This window comes from Streptomyces sp. MA5143a (assembly GCF_900290235.1).
In the GTDB taxonomy this organism is placed as follows: domain Bacteria; phylum Actinomycetota; class Actinomycetes; order Streptomycetales; family Streptomycetaceae; genus Streptomyces.
In genome coordinates this window covers 1-17,717 of record NZ_OLMK01000037.1, presented here as the reverse complement: position 1 = coordinate 17,717, position 17,717 = coordinate 1, and the positions used below count along the sequence as shown (strand labels likewise).

14 protein-coding genes are annotated in these 17,717 nt (G+C 71.3%); 11 read left to right on the top strand and 3 right to left on the bottom strand.

Annotated features, from left to right (window positions below; genetic code table 11):
• Positions 1 to 435: 435 nt before the first annotated feature.
• The 9 genes from SMA5143A_RS18585 to SMA5143A_RS18545 all read left to right on the top strand — a co-directional run bounded on the left by SMA5143A_RS18585 (position 436) and on the right by SMA5143A_RS18545 (position 9,496).
• Positions 436 to 1,674 (top strand): ROK family transcriptional regulator, encoded by a 1,239-nt coding sequence (locus SMA5143A_RS18585; protein WP_107464096.1) that lies wholly within the window; start codon positions 436 to 438, stop codon positions 1,672 to 1,674.
• Between the two features lie 263 nt (positions 1,675 to 1,937).
• Positions 1,938 to 3,002 carry an ABC transporter substrate-binding protein gene (locus tag SMA5143A_RS18580; protein WP_107464039.1) on the top strand — a complete coding sequence of 355 codons (1,065 nt, stop codon included), beginning with the start codon at positions 1,938 to 1,940 and terminating at the stop codon, positions 3,000 to 3,002.
• 5 nt (positions 3,003 to 3,007) lie between these two features.
• The gene (locus SMA5143A_RS18575) at positions 3,008 to 3,949 is read left to right on the top strand and encodes an ABC transporter permease (RefSeq protein WP_375136507.1); all 942 of its coding nucleotides are present in this window, start codon (positions 3,008 to 3,010) and stop codon (positions 3,947 to 3,949) included.
• Positions 3,925 to 4,788 carry an ABC transporter ATP-binding protein gene (locus tag SMA5143A_RS18570; RefSeq protein ID WP_258193602.1) on the top strand — a complete coding sequence of 288 codons (864 nt, stop codon included), beginning with the start codon at positions 3,925 to 3,927 and terminating at the stop codon, positions 4,786 to 4,788. The genes SMA5143A_RS18575 and SMA5143A_RS18570 overlap by 25 nt, the downstream gene beginning before the upstream one ends.
• Complete coding sequence (locus tag SMA5143A_RS18565; RefSeq protein ID WP_107464038.1) at positions 4,785 to 6,134, top strand: LLM class flavin-dependent oxidoreductase; 1,350 nt, start codon at positions 4,785 to 4,787, stop codon at positions 6,132 to 6,134. Before SMA5143A_RS18570 ends, SMA5143A_RS18565 begins: the two co-directional genes overlap by 4 nt.
• A gap of 12 nt (positions 6,135 to 6,146) precedes the next feature.
• Positions 6,147 to 7,055 (top strand): TauD/TfdA dioxygenase family protein, encoded by a 909-nt coding sequence (locus SMA5143A_RS18560; RefSeq protein WP_107464037.1) that lies wholly within the window; start codon positions 6,147 to 6,149, stop codon positions 7,053 to 7,055.
• Positions 7,056 to 7,167: 112 nt separating this feature from the next.
• The gene (locus SMA5143A_RS18555; RefSeq protein ID WP_107464036.1) at positions 7,168 to 8,553 is read left to right on the top strand and encodes an amino acid permease; all 1,386 of its coding nucleotides are present in this window, start codon (positions 7,168 to 7,170) and stop codon (positions 8,551 to 8,553) included.
• Between the two features lie 103 nt (positions 8,554 to 8,656).
• Positions 8,657 to 8,890: a hypothetical protein gene (locus SMA5143A_RS18550; protein ID WP_099964542.1), complete on the top strand. Its 234-nt coding sequence runs from the start codon at positions 8,657 to 8,659 to the stop codon at positions 8,888 to 8,890.
• 48 nt (positions 8,891 to 8,938) lie between these two features.
• Complete coding sequence (locus SMA5143A_RS18545; RefSeq protein ID WP_107464035.1) at positions 8,939 to 9,496, top strand: DUF4240 domain-containing protein; 558 nt, start codon at positions 8,939 to 8,941, stop codon at positions 9,494 to 9,496.
• A gap of 46 nt (positions 9,497 to 9,542) precedes the next feature.
• Here the strand turns inward: SMA5143A_RS18545 and SMA5143A_RS18540 are convergent, their stop codons facing one another.
• Positions 9,543 to 10,196 (bottom strand): mycothiol-dependent nitroreductase Rv2466c family protein, encoded by a 654-nt coding sequence (locus SMA5143A_RS18540; protein ID WP_055519542.1) that lies wholly within the window; start codon positions 10,194 to 10,196, stop codon positions 9,543 to 9,545.
• Positions 10,197 to 10,358: 162 nt separating this feature from the next.
• Between SMA5143A_RS18540 and pepN the strand changes: the two genes are divergently transcribed.
• Positions 10,359 to 12,935: an aminopeptidase N gene (pepN, locus tag SMA5143A_RS18535; protein ID WP_107464034.1), complete on the top strand. Its 2,577-nt coding sequence runs from the start codon at positions 10,359 to 10,361 to the stop codon at positions 12,933 to 12,935.
• Positions 12,936 to 13,249: 314 nt separating this feature from the next.
• Entirely contained in the window at positions 13,250 to 14,299 is a 1,050-nt protein-coding gene (locus tag SMA5143A_RS18530; RefSeq protein ID WP_107464033.1) for a hypothetical protein, read from the top strand.
• Between the two features lie 96 nt (positions 14,300 to 14,395).
• Here SMA5143A_RS18530 and SMA5143A_RS18525 read toward each other — a convergent pair whose 3' ends face one another.
• Positions 14,396 to 15,535 (bottom strand): serine hydrolase domain-containing protein, encoded by a 1,140-nt coding sequence (locus tag SMA5143A_RS18525; RefSeq protein WP_181361919.1) that lies wholly within the window; start codon positions 15,533 to 15,535, stop codon positions 14,396 to 14,398.
• Positions 15,536 to 15,628: 93 nt separating this feature from the next.
• Positions 15,629 to 17,398 carry a TIGR03767 family metallophosphoesterase gene (locus SMA5143A_RS18520; RefSeq protein WP_107464031.1) on the bottom strand — a complete coding sequence of 590 codons (1,770 nt, stop codon included), beginning with the start codon at positions 17,396 to 17,398 and terminating at the stop codon, positions 15,629 to 15,631.
• Positions 17,399 to 17,717 lie beyond the last annotated feature (319 nt).

Here is a 17,717-nt window from a genome sequence, read left to right as displayed (position 1 = left end):
ACGTGGCATCGAACACGGTGACGCTATCCCAGCGGTCATGGACAGGACACCGTCAGCCGTCCACAAAGGCGGGAACGACCGCATGGTGGGCTTTCGACAATGACCTTGGGTTACACCGGGCAGGCGTGACGCCGGTCACTGAGGTGGAGTGGCTTGTGCCACGTCGGCGTGGTCGGTGGGGTCTGTAGGGATTCACCAATCGGGTGGTGGGGATGGACAGGTGCCGTCTCGCCCGTCGGTCGCCGTCTGGGCAGAGGTGAGCCGCTTTGCTAGCTTCGGGCGCATGGTTGCCCAGGCCCGGTACTTCTCGTCGCGTCGCTACGTCGACCTGCGACGCGTGGGCACGGCCACCTGTCGCCGCCCCGGGTGAGGCGGCTCCGGCGCGCCTCGCCTCACGACGGCGCAGTGTCGGACCCGTACCCGAGGATGATCGCGATGCCCCGTACCGCGGCAGCACCCACTCTTTCCCCTTCCGTTCCCCGTCGCTCCCCTCTTCCGTCCCGTTCCTCTCCCGTGCCACGTGCCGCCGACAGCGACCGGCGGCGCACCAGTGCCAGCGTCGTGCTGCGGTCCGTGCTGGAGCACGGGCCGGTGGCGCGCAGCACCATCGCGCGGGTGACGGGCCTGTCGCCGGCGTCGGTGACCGACCACTGCGCCGGGCTGGCGCGGCTGGGGCTCATCCGGGAGGCCGAACCGCCCCGGCAGTCCAAGGGGTCGGGGCGCCCGCACGTACCGCTCGACCTGGACGACTCGCGGTTCGCGGTGGCCGGGGTGCATGTGGCGGTGCCCTACACCACGGTCGCGCTACTGGATCTGCGCGGACGGGTCCTGGTGCGACGGGAGACGAAGCACGACGGCACCACCGATCCGGCCGTGGTGCTGACACGCGCCGCCGACGGGATCGCCGCGCTGTCGGCGGCGCTGCCGGCGCGCCGGCTCCTCGGGGTCGGGTTCGCGGCCGGCGGCTGGGTGGACCGGGAGACCGGGACGGTGGTGGAGCATCCGCTGCTCGGCTGGCGCGAGGTGCCGGTGCGGGAGGTGCTCGGCGCCCGCACCGGGCTGCCGGTCCATGTCGACGGGCACGCGCGGGCGTTGGTCGGCGCGGAGCGGCTCTTCGGGCGGGCCCGGGGCAGTCGGAGCGTGCTGCATCTGTTCGCCGGCAACGTGGTGGACGCGGCCTTCGCGACCAACGACGAGGTGCACCACGGACCGCGCTCCCAGTCCGGGGCGATCGCCCATCTGCCGCTGCCCGGCGGGACGGAGCCCTGCGACTGCGGGCGGACCGGCTGCCTCCAGGCCGAGTTGAGCGAGCGGACGCTGTGCCGACGGGCACGGGAGGCAGGGGTCATCGCCGGGACGAACCCGACGCATGTGGTGGACGCGGCGACGGGCGGCGACCCGGTGGCCGTACGACTGCTGGTGGAGCGGGCGCGGACCGTGGGGCGGGCCGTGGGGCTGCTGCTCGACGTGCTGAATCCGGAGACCGTCGTCGTCACCGAGATCGGGGTCATCGCCCGCGAGGACTGCCTCGCCGCACTGCGGGGCGCCGTGGCGCACGACCGGGCGGCGGACGTCCGTCCGACGAGCTTCCCGGACGCCGTGCTGGCCACAGCGGGCGGCGCGGTCGCCCTGGACGTGCTCTATCGCGATCCGCTGGCCGCCGCGCCCCGGTGAATTAATTCAGAATCTCCGAATGTTGACAGCCCCGACGCGAGACCGGGAACATCATGTTCATGCTTCTCACGACCTGTCGCACCCTCTGTTGCTGACACGTTGACGCGCCCCCGGCGCGTTCTCCCTCCTGCGTGGACGCCCACTTCTCCGGCCTTCTCCCGCAGTGATTTCTCCTTTTCCGGCGTCCGTTCGCCGTGATTTCCGTGCGCGTTCCCGCCTCACGCCTGTTCGCGCTTTTCCTGTGAACCCCAGGGGGTCCTCCCATGCCTTCGTCCGCCTCGCCCGGTCTCGACCGACGTCTCTTCCTCACCTCCCTCCTCGGCGTCGGCGCCGCCGCCGTCGGGCTGAGCGGCTGCGCCGACAGCAGTGCGGCGACCGCCGAGACGGCCGCGGACGCGCCGCTGGCGACCAAGGTCCCCCGGGGCACCAGCCTGAAGATCGCCTCGTTCCAGAACCAGCAGCAATTGCAGCTGAAACTTGCCGGGTTGGGCGATCTGCCTTTCAGGGTGAGCAGCTGGGCGAACATCGGGGCGGGCCCCGATGTCATCAACGCCTTCCGCTCCGGTTCCCTGGATGTCGCCAACAACGCGGGAATCCCGCCGATCCAGGCGCATTACCAGGGTTATGACGCGAAGATCGTCGCGATCAACATCACCCGCAAGCCGAACTATCTGTTCGCCACCAAGCCCGGCAGCGACATCACCTCGGTCAAGGAATTCAAGGGCAGGAAACTCGCCTTCTCGCAGGGGCAGGCGCAGGGTGTCGTCCTGCTGCGGGCGCTGAAGCAGGCGGGCATCGCCTACGACGACGTGGAGCTCGTCCCGCTGACCAGCAACCAGTTCCTGACGGCCCTCCAGTCCGGCCAGGTGGACATCGCGCCGCTCGGCAACCAGCAGGCGCCCGCCTACCTCCAGCAGTACGGCACGAAGGGTGCCCGCACCATCACCACCGACGTGGTGGACCTGCTCAACCTGCTGTGGGCGCCGACGTCCGTACTGGCCGACTCGGCGAAGGCCGCGGCGGTGGCCGCGTACATCCCGTACTGGGCGAAGGGCGCGGTCTGGCAGTACGAGCACCCGGACATCTGGAACGAGGAGTTCTACGTCAAGACGCAGAACCTGACCGCCGCCCAGGCGAAGTCGATCAGTGATCTCGCCAACAAGCCTTTGTTCCAGGCCAGTTGGGACGAGGCGATCAAGTGGGAGCAGGAGACGGCGGATCTGCTCGCCGAGGGCGGCTTCGTGAAGAAGTTCGATGTCGGCACGCTCTTCGACCGCCGCTTCGAAGCCATCGCGGCGAAGGCCGTGCCCGCGGAGTACCGGAGGTGACGGCCATGACCACGAGTACGGTGAGTACCGCGAGTACGGCGGGTACGGCGGGTACGGCCACTACGGCGGAGACCACGAAGGCCCGGTCCGACCAGACGCCGCCCGGCACGTCCCCGTCCGGCGCGGCCGGTGCGCCGGTGACCGTCGGGGCGGCGGGCCAGGTGCGCAGGCGGCGCCGACTCTCCCCCGGGCGGCGGCTGCCCGCCTCCCGGCTCGTCGGCCCGCTGCTCTTCCTCGCCCTGTGGGCCGCCGCCTCCGCCGCGGGGCAGTTGGACCCCGCGGCGGTGCCGGCCCCGTGGACCGTGGGGGAGACCGGTGTCCGTCTGTGGACGGACGGGACCCTGCCGACCGACATCCTGACGTCGCTGCGCCGGGCCGGGGCCGGTTTCGCGATCGGGCTGACCGCCGGGATCGCGCTCGCCCTGGCCTCGGGGCTCAGCCGGGCCGGTGAGGCACTGATCGACGGGACGGTGCAGCTGAACCGGGCGATCCCGACCCTCGGTCTGATCCCGCTGTTCATCCTCTGGCTGGGCATCGGCGAGACCTTCAAGATCGCGATCATCGCCATCGTCGTCTACATACCGATCTACCTGAACACGCATGCCGCGCTGGCCGGCATCGACACCCGCTTCGTCGAACTCGCCGAGGTGCAGGGCCTGTCACGGTTCCGGTTCATCCGCGAGATCGTCATCCCCGGCGCGCTGCCCGGCTTCTTCGTCGGACTGCGGCTCGGGGTGACCGGCTCCTGGCTGGGCCTGGTCGTGCTGGAGCAGATCAACGCCACCAACGGGCTCGGCTATCTGATGTTCCAGGCCCAGAACTACGGCCAGAGCGACGTCATCCTCGTCGGGCTGGTCGTCTACGGGATCTTCGGCCTGGTCTCCGACAGCGCGGTCCGGCTCATCGAACGGAGGGTGCTGTCATGGCGACGCACACTGAGCAGCTGACCGTCGCGGAAGCGGCGACAGCCACGGGCGCCGGCGCGGCGGCGACCGCCACGGCAGAGCGGACCGCCGTACGGTTGCGGGGACTGACCCGGTCGTTCGAGGGGCGCGCGGTCCTCGACGGCGTCGACCTCGACATCCCCGCCGGGCAGTTCGTGGCCCTGCTCGGGCACAGCGGCTCCGGCAAGAGCACCCTGCTGCGGGCGGTCGCGGGCCTCGACCACGAGGTCGCGGGCAGCGGCGGGCTGACCGCGCCGCAGCGGGTCTCGGTGGTGTTCCAGGACTCCCGGCTGCTGCCCTGGCGGCGGGTGCTGGACAACGTGCTGCTGGGCACCGAGGGCGAGGAGAAGGGGCGGGCCGCCCTCGCCGAGGTGGGCCTGAAGGGGCGGGAGCGCGCCTGGCCCAACGAGCTGTCCGGCGGTGAGGCCCAGCGTGCCGCGCTCGCCCGGTCCCTCGTCCGGGAGCCGGAACTGCTGCTGGCCGACGAGCCGTTCGGCGCACTGGACGCGCTGACCCGGATCAGGATGCACGCGCTGCTGCGGGAGCTGTGGGAGCGCCACCGCCCCTCCGTCCTGCTCGTCACCCACGACGTCGACGAGGCGATCGTGCTCGCCGACCGGGTGCTGGTGCTGGAGCACGGTCGGATCGGCCTCGACCTGACCATCGACCGCCCGCATCCCCGGTCGTACCGCGATCCGCTGCTCGGCGAGTACCGGGAGCGGCTGCTGGCCGCGCTCGGGGTGACCGAGGACCCGGAAGGCGCCGTGGAGGCCGAACCGGGCGGACGCCGGCCCAGCAGTGACCCCAGCGGACCACCAGTGACCTCGAAGGACCACCGATGACCACCAGACAGCTTCACCTGAACGCGTTCCTGATGAACACCGGCCACCACGAGGCGTCGTGGCGGCTGCCCGAGAGCGACCCGTACGCGCATGTCGAGCTGGACCACTACGTCGGGCTCGCGCGGACCGCCGAGCGCGGCACCTTCGACTCGCTGTTCCTCGCCGACGGCCCCCAGCTGTGGGGGAACCTCGCGCAGCGTCCCGCCGGGGCGCTGGAACCGCTCACCCTGCTGACGGCCCTCGCGACGGCGACCGAGCACATCGGTCTGATCGCCACCGCGTCGACCTCCTACAACTCCCCCTACAACCTGGCCCGCAAGTTCGCCTCCCTCGACATCATCAGCCGGGGCCGGGCGGGCTGGAACATCGTCACCACCGCCGGCGCCGAGGCGGCCCGCAACTTCGGTCTGGACGCCGAGCCCGCGCACGCCGAGCGGTACGCGCGGGCCGGCGAGTTCCTCGATGTGGCGCTGAAGCTGTGGGACAGCTGGGAGGACGACGCGATCGTCGCCGACAAGGCGTCCGGTGTCTGGGGCGACGACGCGAAGATCCATCCGCCCCGGCACCGGGGGACGTACTTCAGCGTCGAGGGCGCCCTCAACGTGCCGCGCACACCGCAGGGCTACCCGCTGCTCGTGCAGGCCGGGTCCAGCGAGGACGGCAAGGCGTTCGCGGCGCGGTACGCGGAGGCGGTGTTCACCGCCCAGCAGACCATCGAGGACGCGCGGGCCTTCTACGCCGACCTCAAGGCGCGTACCGTCGCCGCCGGCCGCGACCCCGACCACATCAAGGTGCTGCCCGGCATCGTCCCCGTGCTCGGCTCCACCGAGGCGGAGGCGCTGGCGAACGAGCAGGTGCTGGAGGACCACATCGTGTACACGCACGGGGTGGGCCGCCTGGAGGCGCTGCTCCAGCTGGAGCCCGGCACCCTGGAGTTGGACGCGCTCCTGCCGGACGACCTGCCGCCGGAGAGCGCCATCGAGGGCGCCAAGAGCCGCTACACGCTCGTCGTCGAACTGGCCCGGCGCGAGCGGCTCACCGTACGGCAGCTGATCGGGCGGCTCGGCGGCGGTCGCGGCCATCTGACCTTCGCCGGGACGCCCGAGCAGGTCGCCGACGAGATCGAGACCTGGTTCACGGGGGGCGCCGCCGACGGCTTCAACATCATGCCCGCGGTCCTGCCGTCCGGCCTGGACGCCTTCGTCGACCACGTCGTCCCGATCCTGCGCGCCCGCGGTCTGCTGCGCGGCGCGTACGGGCCGCGCCAGACCCTGCGGGAGCGCTACGGCCTCCCCCGCCCCGTCAACCAGTACGCCGGCCCCGCACGGGAGACCGCGCTCGTCTGAAAGGACCCGCACATGTCCGACGTCCAGATCCGCAAGATCACCGGGAACATCGGCGCCGAGGTCGCCGGCGTGGACATCGCCCGCCCCCTCGACGAGGGGACCGTCGCCGAACTCCGGGAGGCCCTCAACGTCCACAAGGCCCTGGTGTTCGACGTGGTGAACCTCGACGACGCGAGCCAGCAGGCCTTCGTCCGGCACTTCGGCGACATCACCACCGCCCACCCGACCGTGCCGTCCGTCGACGGCACCCCGAACGTGCTGCCCGTCGACAGCGAGCGGGGCCGCGCCGCCAACCACTGGCACACCGACGTCACCTTCGTCCTCAACCCGCCGCAGGCGACCTCCCTGCGCAGCATCACGATCCCGCCGTACGGCGGCGAGACGCTGATCGCCAACGCGGCGGCCGCCTACCGCGACCTGCCCGAGCCGCTGCGCGCCCTCGCCGACACCCTGTGGGCGGAGCACACCAACGACTACGACTACGCGGTGCCCGAGGAGGCCCTCGACGAGCAGCAGGCGGCCGCCCGCGCCCAGTTCACGTCCATCACGTACCGCACGGTCCACCCGGTGGTGCGCGTCCACCCGCTGACCGGGGAACGCGGGCTGTTCATCGGCGGGTTCGCGCAGCGCATCGTCGGTCTGTCGACGGGCGAGTCCCGCAAGGTCCTCGACCTGTTCCAGTCGTACGTCACCCGGCCGGAGAACGTGCTGCGCCACCGCTGGTCGGAGAACCAGCTCGTCATCTTCGACAACCGCATCACCCAGCACTACGCCATCGACAACTACGACGGTCTGCCGCGCCGGCTGCACCGGGTGACCGTCGCCGGTGACGTGCCGGTGGGGGTCGAGGGGAAGGAGAGCTACTCCGTCGAGGGCGACGCGGCGCACTACACCCCGGTGGCGGTCCCCGTGGCCGCCTAGTCACCCTGCGTGCCGGACACGTCCGGATAGCGGACAGCCCCTTCGTGCGCGCGAAGGGGCTGTCCAGACTGTGGACGTTTTTGCCCTCTCACGCATTGGACGAGCCGCGCCCATGCCCCACAGCACCGTCAAGGCTCCACCGGAGCAGGACGCCTCCCTCTCCCACGGCCTCAAGCAGCGCCATCTGTCGATGATCGCCCTCGGCGGGGTGATCGGCGCGGGACTCTTCGTCGGCTCCGGGGCGGGGATCGCCGCCGCCGGCCCGTCGATCGTCCTCGCGTACGCGCTCTCCGGGCTCCTCGTGATGCTGGTGATGCGGATGCTCGGCGAGATGTCCGCCGCGTATCCCTCGTCGGGCTCCTTCTCGGCGCACGCGGAACGCGCGGTCGGCCCGTGGGCGGGCTTCACCGCCGGCTGGTCGTTCTGGGTGCTGCTGTGCACCGCCGTGGGCCTGGAGGGCATCGGCGCCGCGAAGATCGTGACCGGGTGGGTGCCCGGGACGCCCGAGTGGGCGTGGGTCGCGCTGTTCATGCTGGTGTTCCTCGGCACCAACCTGGCGGCCGTGAAGAACTTCGGCGAGTTCGAGTTCTGGTTCGCCGCGCTGAAGGTCGGCGCGATCACCCTGTTCCTGGTGCTCGGCGTCCTGGCCGTCGCGGGCGTCCTGCCCGGCGGCGACTCGCCCGGCCTCAGCAACCTCACCGGCGAGGGCGGTCTGCTGCCCCACGGCACGGACGGCCTCGTCGTCGGCCTGCTCGCCTCGATCTTCGCGTACGGCGGTCTGGAGACCGTGACGATCGCGGCGGCCGAGTCGGAGAACCCCGTGAAGGGCGTCGCGACCGCCGTGCGGACGGCGATGTGGCGCATCGCCGTCTTCTACATCGGCTCCATGGCCGTCATCGTGACGCTGGTCCCGTGGGACTCGAAGGCGGTCGTCGAGAAGGGCCCGTACGTCGCCGCCCTCGACCACATCGGCATCCCCGGCGCCGGTCAGCTGATGAACGTGGTGGTGTTCGTGGCGCTGTTGAGCGCGATGAACGCCAACATCTACGGCTCCTCACGCATCGCGTACTCCCTGGTGGAGCGCGGTCAGGGCCCGAGGTTCCTCGGCCGGGTCTCGGGCGGGGTCCCCCGGATCGCGGTGCTGGCCTCCAGCGTCTTCGGCTTCCTCTGCGTCGTGCTCAGCTACTGGCGGCCGGACGACGTCTTCGCGTGGCTGCTGAACATGATCGGGGCGGTGATCCTCGTCGTGTGGATCCTCATCGCCGTCTCGCAGCTGCTGCTGCGCCGCCGCATCGAACGCGAGGCCCCCGAGCGGCTCGTCGTCCGCATGTGGGCGTTCCCCTGGCTGACCTGGGTGGCGCTGGCCGGGATGGCGGCGGTGTTCGTCCTCATGGCACGGGAGCCGGCGACCCGGACGCAGCTGTACTGGTCGGGCGGGATGACGGCGGTCCTGGCGGCCGTGGGGTACGGGTGGCAGCGGGCGCGGGAGAGGCGCTGAGGTCGCCCCGTCGGCGCTCGCCCGCGCCTCGGTCCTCCTGTTTCCGACGGTCTTTCGGCGCCGCCTCTTCTGTTACGGGCGGTTTTGGCGGGATTCTTGGGGGATGCCGACGTCGCGACGACTGACCTGCCAGACCTGCCGCTCGGAGGAGCCGCACGAGCCACTGAACGCCAAGGAGCGTGACTGGCTGCAAAGACAGCTGGGCAACCCGGTCTCGGACAACTACTACAAGTGCGTCAACGACCGCCCCGACGGCAAGGTCTGCCTCAACCTCCGCACCCATGGTCACGAGAAGCACTTCAGGCTCACCAAGCGCCTGCCCGACGAACTGGAGTGAGCCGCAGGTCGGAGCGCCTTGTCAGACCCTGCTGCCACGCTTCGCCCCATGGACGTGAACGAGTTCTGGAGCATCGTCGACGAGGCGCGCCGCACGGCCGCGGCCCCCGAGGAGCCGGACGGCGCCCGAGTCGTCGCCGAGCGGGCCGCCGCGCTGCTCGCGGCCCGGCCGGCCGCCGAGATCGTGGCCGCCCAGCAGATCCTGTGGGACCTGCTGGGCATGTCGTACCGCGCTCCCCTGTGGGCCGCGGCGTACACGATCAACGGGGGCTGCTCGGACGACGGCTTCGACTACTTCCGGGGCTGGCTCGTGCTCCAGGGCCGCGAGGTCTTCGAGCGGGCCGTCGCCGACCCCGACTCCCTCGCCTTGTCGCCCGTGATCCGGCGGGCGTCCGAGGACTGGGCCGAGGTCGAGTGCGAGAGCACCCTCGGCATCGCCTGGGACGCCCATCGCGCGGCCACCGGGGAGGACCTGCCCCCGGACTGCTTCCGCATCCGCTACCCGGCGCTGGACCCGTCGTGGAACTTCGACTTCGACGACTGGGCGGAGACGGAGCGCCGACTGCCCCGCCTGGCCGCCCTGTACGCGAGACACCGGTCGGCGTGAACACCGTCCGGCGCCGGGCGCGGTGGACGCCCGGTGCCGGGGCGCGTCAGACCAGGTTGCTGAAGTCGGGGCCCTTGGTGCGGGTGCGCTTGATCTCGTAGAAGCCGGGGACCGAGGCGACGAGGAGGGTGCCGTCCCACAGCTTGGCGGCCTCCTCGCCCTGCGGGGCGGGGGTGACGACCGGGCCGAAGAACGCGATCTGCTCGCCGTCGGCGCCGGGGACCGCGATGACGGGCGTACCGACGTCCTGGCCGACCTTGTCGATGCCCTCCTTGTGGGAGGCGCGCAGCTGCGGCTCGTACGGGGTGGAGTCCCAGTGGTCCATCAGGGAGTCGGGCAGCCCGACCTCCTTCAGGGCCGCGGCGACGACCTCCTTGCCGGCGCCCTCGCCCTGGTTGTGGGCGCGCGTGCCGATCGCCGTGTAGAGGTCGCCGAGCACCTCGGCGCCGTGCTCCTCCTGGGCGGCTATGACCACGCGGACCGGGCCCCAGGCCTTCGTCTCCAGCAGCTCGCGGTACTCCTCGGGGAGTTCGTCCAGCTTGTTCTCGTTGAGGACGGCGAGGCTCATCAGATGCCAGCGGACCTCGATGTCACGGACCTTCTCCACCTCCAGGACCCACCGCGAGGTCATCCACGCCCAGGGGCACAGCGGGTCGAACCAGAAGTCGACGGGGGTCTTGCCTGAGGTCTGCTCGGACATGGTTCTCCTCGAGAAGAGCAAGAGTGCGGTGGTCGGTTTACAGCGCAACAACCCGCAACACCGGCGACCGCTCGCCTCATTCCCGACTGCCCGGCGTCAGGAGCGCATGGCAGGATCGGCCCTGTCCGCATACTGAACACCACCCCCGAGGGAGTGCCGCCCGTGCCCGGTGAGAATCTGTCCCGCGACGAGGCCCAGGAGCGGGCCGCGCTGCTGTCCGTCGACGGCTACGAGGTCTCCCTCGACCTGCGGTCCGCCGTCGGCGACCGGGGTGACGAGCCGCGGACCTTCCGCTCGGTGACGACCATTCGTTTCCGGTGCTCCGACCCGGGCGCCACCAGCTTCGCCGATCTGATCGCGCCGAGTGTGACGTCGGTCTCCCTCAACGGCAAGGATCTCGACCCGCGCGCGGTCTTCGACGGCACCCGGATCGTCCTGGAGGACCTGGCCGCCGAGAACGAGCTGGTGGTCGACGCCCAGTGCGCCTACTCCCGCACCGGCGAGGGCATGCACCGCTTCGTCGACCCGGAGGACGGCGAGGTCTACCTCTACACGCAGTACGAGCCCGCCGACGCCCGCCGCGTCTTCGCGAACTTCGAGCAGCCGGACCTCAAGGCCCCGTTCCGCTTCGAGGTGCGCGCGCCCGAGGACTGGGTGGTGTGGAGCAACGGCGCCGGCGAGCGGACCGACGGGGTGTGGCGGTTCGCGGAGACCAAGCCGATCTCGACGTACATCACCGCCGTGGTCGCCGGTCCGTACCACTACGTCACCGACTCCTACGAGCGGGTCCTCGGCGACGGTACGCGGCTGGAGATCCCCCTCGGCGCGATGTGCCGCAAGGGGCTCGCCCCCTACTTCGACTCCGACGACGTCTTCGAGATCACCAAGCAGGGTCTGGACTTCTTCCACGACCACTTCGACTACCCGTACCCGTTCGGTAAGTACGACCAGGCGTTCGTCCCCGAGTACAACCTCGGCGCGATGGAGAACCCGGGGCTCGTCACCTTCCGCGAGGAGTTCATCTTCCGCGGCAAGGTCACCCGGGCGTCGTACGAGCGGCGGGCCAACGTCATCCTGCACGAGATGGCGCACATGTGGTTCGGCGACCTCGTGACCATGGTGTGGTGGGACGACCTGTGGCTGAAGGAGTCCTTCGCCGACTTCATGGGCTCCTTCTCCATGGTCGAGGCCACCCGCTTCACCAACGGCTGGGTCACCTTCGCCAACAACCGCAAGTCCTGGGCGTACCGCGCCGACCAGCTGCCCTCCACCCACCCCGTCACGGCCGACATCCGTGACCTGGAGGACGCCAAACTCAACTTCGACGGCATCACCTACGCCAAGGGCGCGTCCGTCCTGAAGCAACTGGTGGCGTACGTGGGGCGCGAGGCGTTCCTGGAGGGCGCCCGCCGCTACTTCAAGCGCAACGCCTACGGCAACACGCGCCTCGGCGACCTGCTGTCGGTCCTGGAGGAGACCAGCGGCCGTGACATGCCGGCCTGGTCGCGGGCCTGGCTGGAGACGGCCGGGGTGAACTCCCTCACCCCGCAGGTGCTGCTCGACGCCGAGGGCCGGATCGACGAGCTGGCGGTGGTGCAGGAGGCCGCCGAGTCCCATCCCGAGCTGCGGCCGCACCGGGTGGCGATCGGTCTGTACCGGCGCGGCGGCGACGGCGCGCTGGAGCGGTACGCGCGGGCCGAGGCGGACGTCGTCGGGGCGCGGACGGTCGTGGCCGAGCTGGCCGGGGCCGAGGCACCGGAGCTGGTGCTGGTCAACGACGACGACCTCACGTACTGCAAGATCCGTTTCGACGCCGGGTCGCTGGACACGCTGCGGGCCGCGCTCGGCGACATCTCCGACCCGCTGGCGCGCGCCCTGTGCTGGTCGGCGCTGTGGAACCTCACCCGGGACGCGCTGCTCCCGGCGCGGGACTTCGTCGACCTGGTGCTGCGGTTCGCGGGCCGGGAGTCCGACATCGGCGTGCTGCAGATGCTGCACGCCTGGGCGAACTCGGCGCTCACCTTCTACGCGGCGCCCGAGTGGCGGGAGACCGGCGGCCGACTGCTGGCGGAGGGCGCCCTGCGGGAGCTGCGGGCCGCCGAGCCGGGGAGCCAGCACCAGCTGACGTGGGCGCGGTTCTTCGCGGCGGTGGCGGCGAGCGAGGCCGACCTCGGGGTGCTCCAGGGGATGCTCGCCGGGACCGAGAAGGTCGACGGACTGGAGGTCGACCAGGAGCTGCGGTGGGCGTTCCTGGAGCCGCTGGCGACGTACGGGGTGGCCGGTGAGGGCATCCTCGCGGCGGAGCTGGCCCGCGACGACACGGCGTCCGGGAAGCGGCACCAGGTGCGGTGCCTGGCGGCCCGGCCGTCGGCCGCGGTGAAGGCGCAGGCGTGGGCGTCCGTGGTGGAGTCGGACGTGCTGTCGAACGCGCTGGTGGAGGCGACCATCGCCGGGTTCGCGCGGCCGTCCCAGCGGGAGTTGGCGGCGCCGTACGCCGAGCGGTACTTCGAGGTGATCGAGCGGGTGTGGGCCGAGCGGTCCATCCAGATCGGGATGGACGTGGTGCGGGGGCTGTTCCCGTCGTTGCAGGACTCCCCGGCGACCCTGGAGGCGACGGACGCGTGGCTCGCCGCCCACGAGGGGGCCGCGCCCGCGCTGCGCCGCCTGGTGGTGGAGGCCCGAGACGACCTGGCCCGGGCGCTGCGGGCGCAGGCGTGTGACGCGGGGGGCCAGGGGTAACCCTCCCTGTCCTCAACGGTGTCGCGCACCCGGCCCCTGCCACCGGCCGGTTCGGGTGCGCGACCGCCCCGCGACCGCCCCGCGACCGCCCGCGGTCGACGAGCGGCGGCGTCCAGCTGGGCCGCGTCAATTCCCCTTGTCCGGTTGCGCGTTACGAAGTTCGGGTAGCCGAGGCCGTAACCTTTTCCGATCACGGGGTCGACCAGCGGCTATCGGCAGTCGAACGCACGTACTTTAGTGCGGTCTTGTCCTGATTTGTCGACGGACTTGTAACAGGGGTTCGGAGCCACTCCCGGCGCGGAAACCTCCGGGGCATGAACCACAACACCCCGCTCTCCTCCCGCCCCCTGAGCCGGCTCACGAACGTGCACCGCCGCGTACTGACGGCCGCGCAGCTGCGCGCGCAGGGTGTCACCCCCGCCGAGACGAACGAGCAGTGCCGGCAGGGTGGTCCCTGGCAGCAGCTCCTCCCCGGCGTCTACCTGCTGCACCCCGGCCCGCCCACCTCCGAGGAGCGGCTGCACGCCGTCCTGTCGTACGCGGCCCGCACCCCGTTCCGTGAGCCGGTCGCCGGGGTCCCCGCGCAGCCGAACGCCGACGAGCCCCGCGCGACCCCCTACGCGGACGCCGTGATCACGGGCCTCGCCGCCCTGACGCTGCACGGTTTCTCGGCCGCTCCCCCCTTGCTGTCCCTGGACACCATCGACGTCCTGGTGCCGCGCCTGCGCCGGCTGCGCACCGTCGGCTGCGCCCGCGTCGTCCGTACCGCATCCCTGCCGACCCCGTCGTACGTGACCGGGCTGCCCGTCGCGCCCGTGCCGCGCGCCCTGGCCGACGCGGTCGCGGAACTGGTCGACGTGGACTCCGTACGCCGGCTTCTGACCGAGGCCGTGCGCGGCGGGCACACCGAGCCGACGGCGGTGGTGCGGGAGTTGGCCAAGGCGCGGCTGCTGAACCGTCCTCAGGTCGCGGAAGCGGTGGACGCGCTGCTCGCCGAGGGGCGGGCGATCGCGGAGGACCAGCTGTACCGCATGGTCCGGGAGTTCGCCCTGCCCGACCCGGTCTGGAACGTGGACCTTCGGCTCCCCGGCGGCCCGCACCTCGGCGGCCTCGACGCGTACTGGCCGGAGCAGGCCGTCGCGGTGGAGCTGGACACCCGGACCCCCGGGCAGGAGGACGACGCGCTCTGGTCCGAGTACGCCCGCAAGCGGGACACCCTGGAACGGCTCGGCGTCACCGTCGTCCACCTCACTCCCAGGAAGCTGCGTGAGGCCCTGGAGCAGCAGGCGGCGGTCGTCCGCACCGCGCTGATGGCGTCGTCCGACCGCGATCCGGCCGCGTATGTGGTGGTGCTTCCCCGGTAATTCCGGGAACCCGCCCTCACCCGGGCGGGACGCAGGAGGGGAGAGGAAGGGCCGCCGCACCTCACGGCGGCCCTTCCTCATACCGTGGTCAGGCGTCTACTCGCCGCAGAACTCCGCCTCCACGATCGCCCCGGTGTCCCCCGTCCAGTCGCTGTTGAAGTTGAAGGTGAGGGAGTGGCGTCCGTCCTCGGTGGTGACGGACTCGGAGACCGAGCCGTGGATGCCGCCGCCGTGGCCCCACACCCGCACACCGCAGGAGAGCTTCTGCTCGGTGAGGCCGAGGCCGTAGCCGCCGAGGTTCTCCACGGGGATCGTCGTCTTCATCGCGTCGAGCTGCTTCCTCGGCAGGAGCCGGCCCCGCAGCAGCGCGGCGTAGAAGCGGTTGAGGTCCTCTGCGCTGGAGACGATTTCGCCCGCGGCGCCCGCCACGGACGGGTTCATCCTGGTGACGTCGTACGTCTTTCCGTCCGCGGTCTCGGCCAGCTTGGAGTAGGCGCGGCTGTGCGGTCCCGGCATGCCGGGGGACGTGCCGGGGAGTTTCGTGCCGCGCAGGCCGAGGGGTTCGATGATGCGGGCGCGGACCTCGTCGCCGTACGGGTTGCCCGTGACCTTCTCGATCACCAGACCGGCGAGCAGGTAGTTGGTGTTGGAGTAGTTCCAGCGGGCGCCGGGGGCGAAGTCCGGCTTGTGCTTCATCGCGATGCCGACCAGTTGTTCCGGCGTGTGGGTGCGGTACCGGTTCTTCAGGAACCCGTCGGCGAGGAAGACGTCCCGCTGGAGCTGCTCGTCGGCGGTGTAGTTGAAGATCCCGCTGGTGTGGTTGAGGAGCTGGCGGACCGTCACCCGGCGGCCGTCGTGGCCGTTGCCGCGCACCAGGCCGGGCAGCCACCGGTCGACCTTGTCGTCCAGCGACAGCCTGCCCTCGGCCTCCAGCTGGAGCAGGACCGTCGCCACGAAGGTCTTCGTGATGCTGCCGGCCCGGAAGCGGTCGTGGGCGGTGCGGGGCGCGCCGGTCCTCAGGTCGCCCTTGCCCGCCGTCGCCTTCCACACGCCGTGGGCGTCCTTCGCCTGGAGGGCGATGCCCACGACGCCGTCCTTCACGTTGGCGTCCATCGCCTCGCGGGTCGCGCCGTGGCCGTCTCTCGGGGCGGCGGGAGCGGCCGCCGCCACCGGGGCGGCGAGCGCCACCGCCGCGACCACCGCGGTCGCCGCCACCAGACCCGTACGTACTGACATCGTTCCCCCTGTTTCCGTGATGATCGTCCGGTCACGGAGGGGGACCCCGGCGGTGTGGCCGGGGTTGACAGAGGTACGGGCGTTGAGCGGTTTTCAGCCCTTTCGGAGCACCAGCTCCACGTTGCGGTCACCGGGGGTGCCGGTGAGGGTGTCACGGCGGCCCGGCGCGTTGAACGACAGCTCGCGGTACAGGGCCGCCAGACCGGTCTGGCTGAGGTCGGTGAAACGCGTGGCGTGCGGGGCGGCCGACTCGATGAGGGTGGTGAACACGGAGATCGTGCCGTCCTTGTTGTCCACCAGCTCGATCACCCGCGCCAGCTGCGGGAAGTCGATGTGGGACGCGGTCGAGATCTCCCAGAACGAGCCGCCGCCCGCGTACTTGTGCGGGGTGACGCGATTGCGGTGGCTGTGGCCGTTCACCCAGGCGAGGACGTTGCGGTGGCGACCCAGCAGGGCCAGCACCTCGTCGCCGCCGTGCCGGGCCTCGCCCGGACGGGACGGGTCCTTGCGGAGGTTGCGCATGGTGGTGCTGGTGTGGTGGCTGAAGACCACGGCGTACGTGCCGTTCTTGGCGGCGTCCTTCAACGTCCGCTCCAGCCACTTCAGCTGCGCCGTGCCCAGCGAGCCCTCGTAGTGGCCGCCTGGGTCGGTGGAGTCGAGGCTGATGCCGATGACGTCGTCGGCGATCCGGAAGACGTAGTACTGGGTGCGGGCGTCGAGGTTGGCCTGCGAGTAGCCGTGGCCGACCGGGCCCGGGCCGGTGTGGGCCGGGTCGAGGTGCGCCTTCAGGTACTCCAGGGGCGTGAAGGGCGCCCGGCCCTCGTCCGGGGTGACCGAACGCATCTTCTTCGCCTGGGACTTGAGGACGGCCTTCCAGTCGGCCCCGCGCGGGTCGCCACCGCTCTTGACGTTGTCCCAGAGGGCCTTGCCGACCTGCTCGTCCAGGGTCATCAGCTTCTTGCCGCCGACCGCGAAGTCCGCGAAGAAGGAGTCGCCGGGGGCGTAGCAGCCGCCGGGCAGGGAGTCGTGGTTGCCGACGGTGGAGTACCAGGGGACGTTCAGGCCGGGGCTGTTGACCTGGCGGATCGCGGCCGCGAGGAAGCCCTCCAGGTGGGGGAAGCCGAGCTTCTTGTCGGCGTCGCGGAGCGTGGAGTCCGGCTGCCAGTAGAGCCCGAGGCCGCTGTTCTGGACGCCCTCGTAGCGGCGCGGGTCACCGGAGTTGGGGGTGACGCGGCCACCGCTCATCACCTTCAGGAACCAGTCCAGTTCCGTCTTGGAGTTGTTGTCGGTGTTGTCGCCGGTCGTCATCACGAAGTGCAGCGGCGAGCCGGTGACGGGGGCGCCGCGCAGCGAGTTGACCCGCTCGACTAGGGAGACCGCCCCGGCCACGGACAGGGCCTCCTGCGGCCGCCAGGCACTCGCGGTCTGGGCACGCAGGTACTCGTAGCGCAGCGGGTGCTGCACGTCGACGACATGCAGATCGGTGAACTGCACGAACGACGCGAGAGCCATACGGCGCTTCTCCCGGCCGGACTTGGGGGTCGCGAGGTCGGAGCGCACGACCCGCTTCCAGGCGGGACCGTCGCCGAGCCGGCGGTAGCCGGAGGCGTTGCGCGGTGCCGCGACCGAGGCGAGGGTGGTGCCTCTTGTGTACGGCGCGAGGGGAGCGGCCGGGGCCTCCCGGTTGGAGAGGTTCGCCAGGGGGACCTCGGTGGTGGTCCCGGTGGCGGCGGCGTGGGCGTCCGTCTCCGGCCGCAGGGCGAGCCCGATGCCCGCCGAGAGGCCGACCGCGCCGGTGGCGGCGAGGAAGGCACGGCGGTCAGGGTTGGTGGCGGCGGCAGCGACTGAGCGTATGCGCGACATGGCGCGGTCTCCCCGAGTGCGAACGCGTCGGCAGTGGTCGCGGGGCCGCTCCGCGTAGGGGGCCGGAGTGGGGTTCCCGCTCGTACTGAATGCTTGGCAGCCGGGATGACCTGGACGTTAACGAGGTGGCAACGGGTGGCGCCGATCACCGTACGTGGATCTTCGCGGACGCCGGGTGTTCGCCGGGGGTTGCCGAAGGTAAGGGCAACCGAGGGGAAGTGGTCACTCCTCGTTCATGTCACGGGGTAACGCACGTATGCGCCGCGCGGGCCCACGTGGAACAGCACTAGGGCGCGTTGCGAAAGTAGCGTCGTCTGCC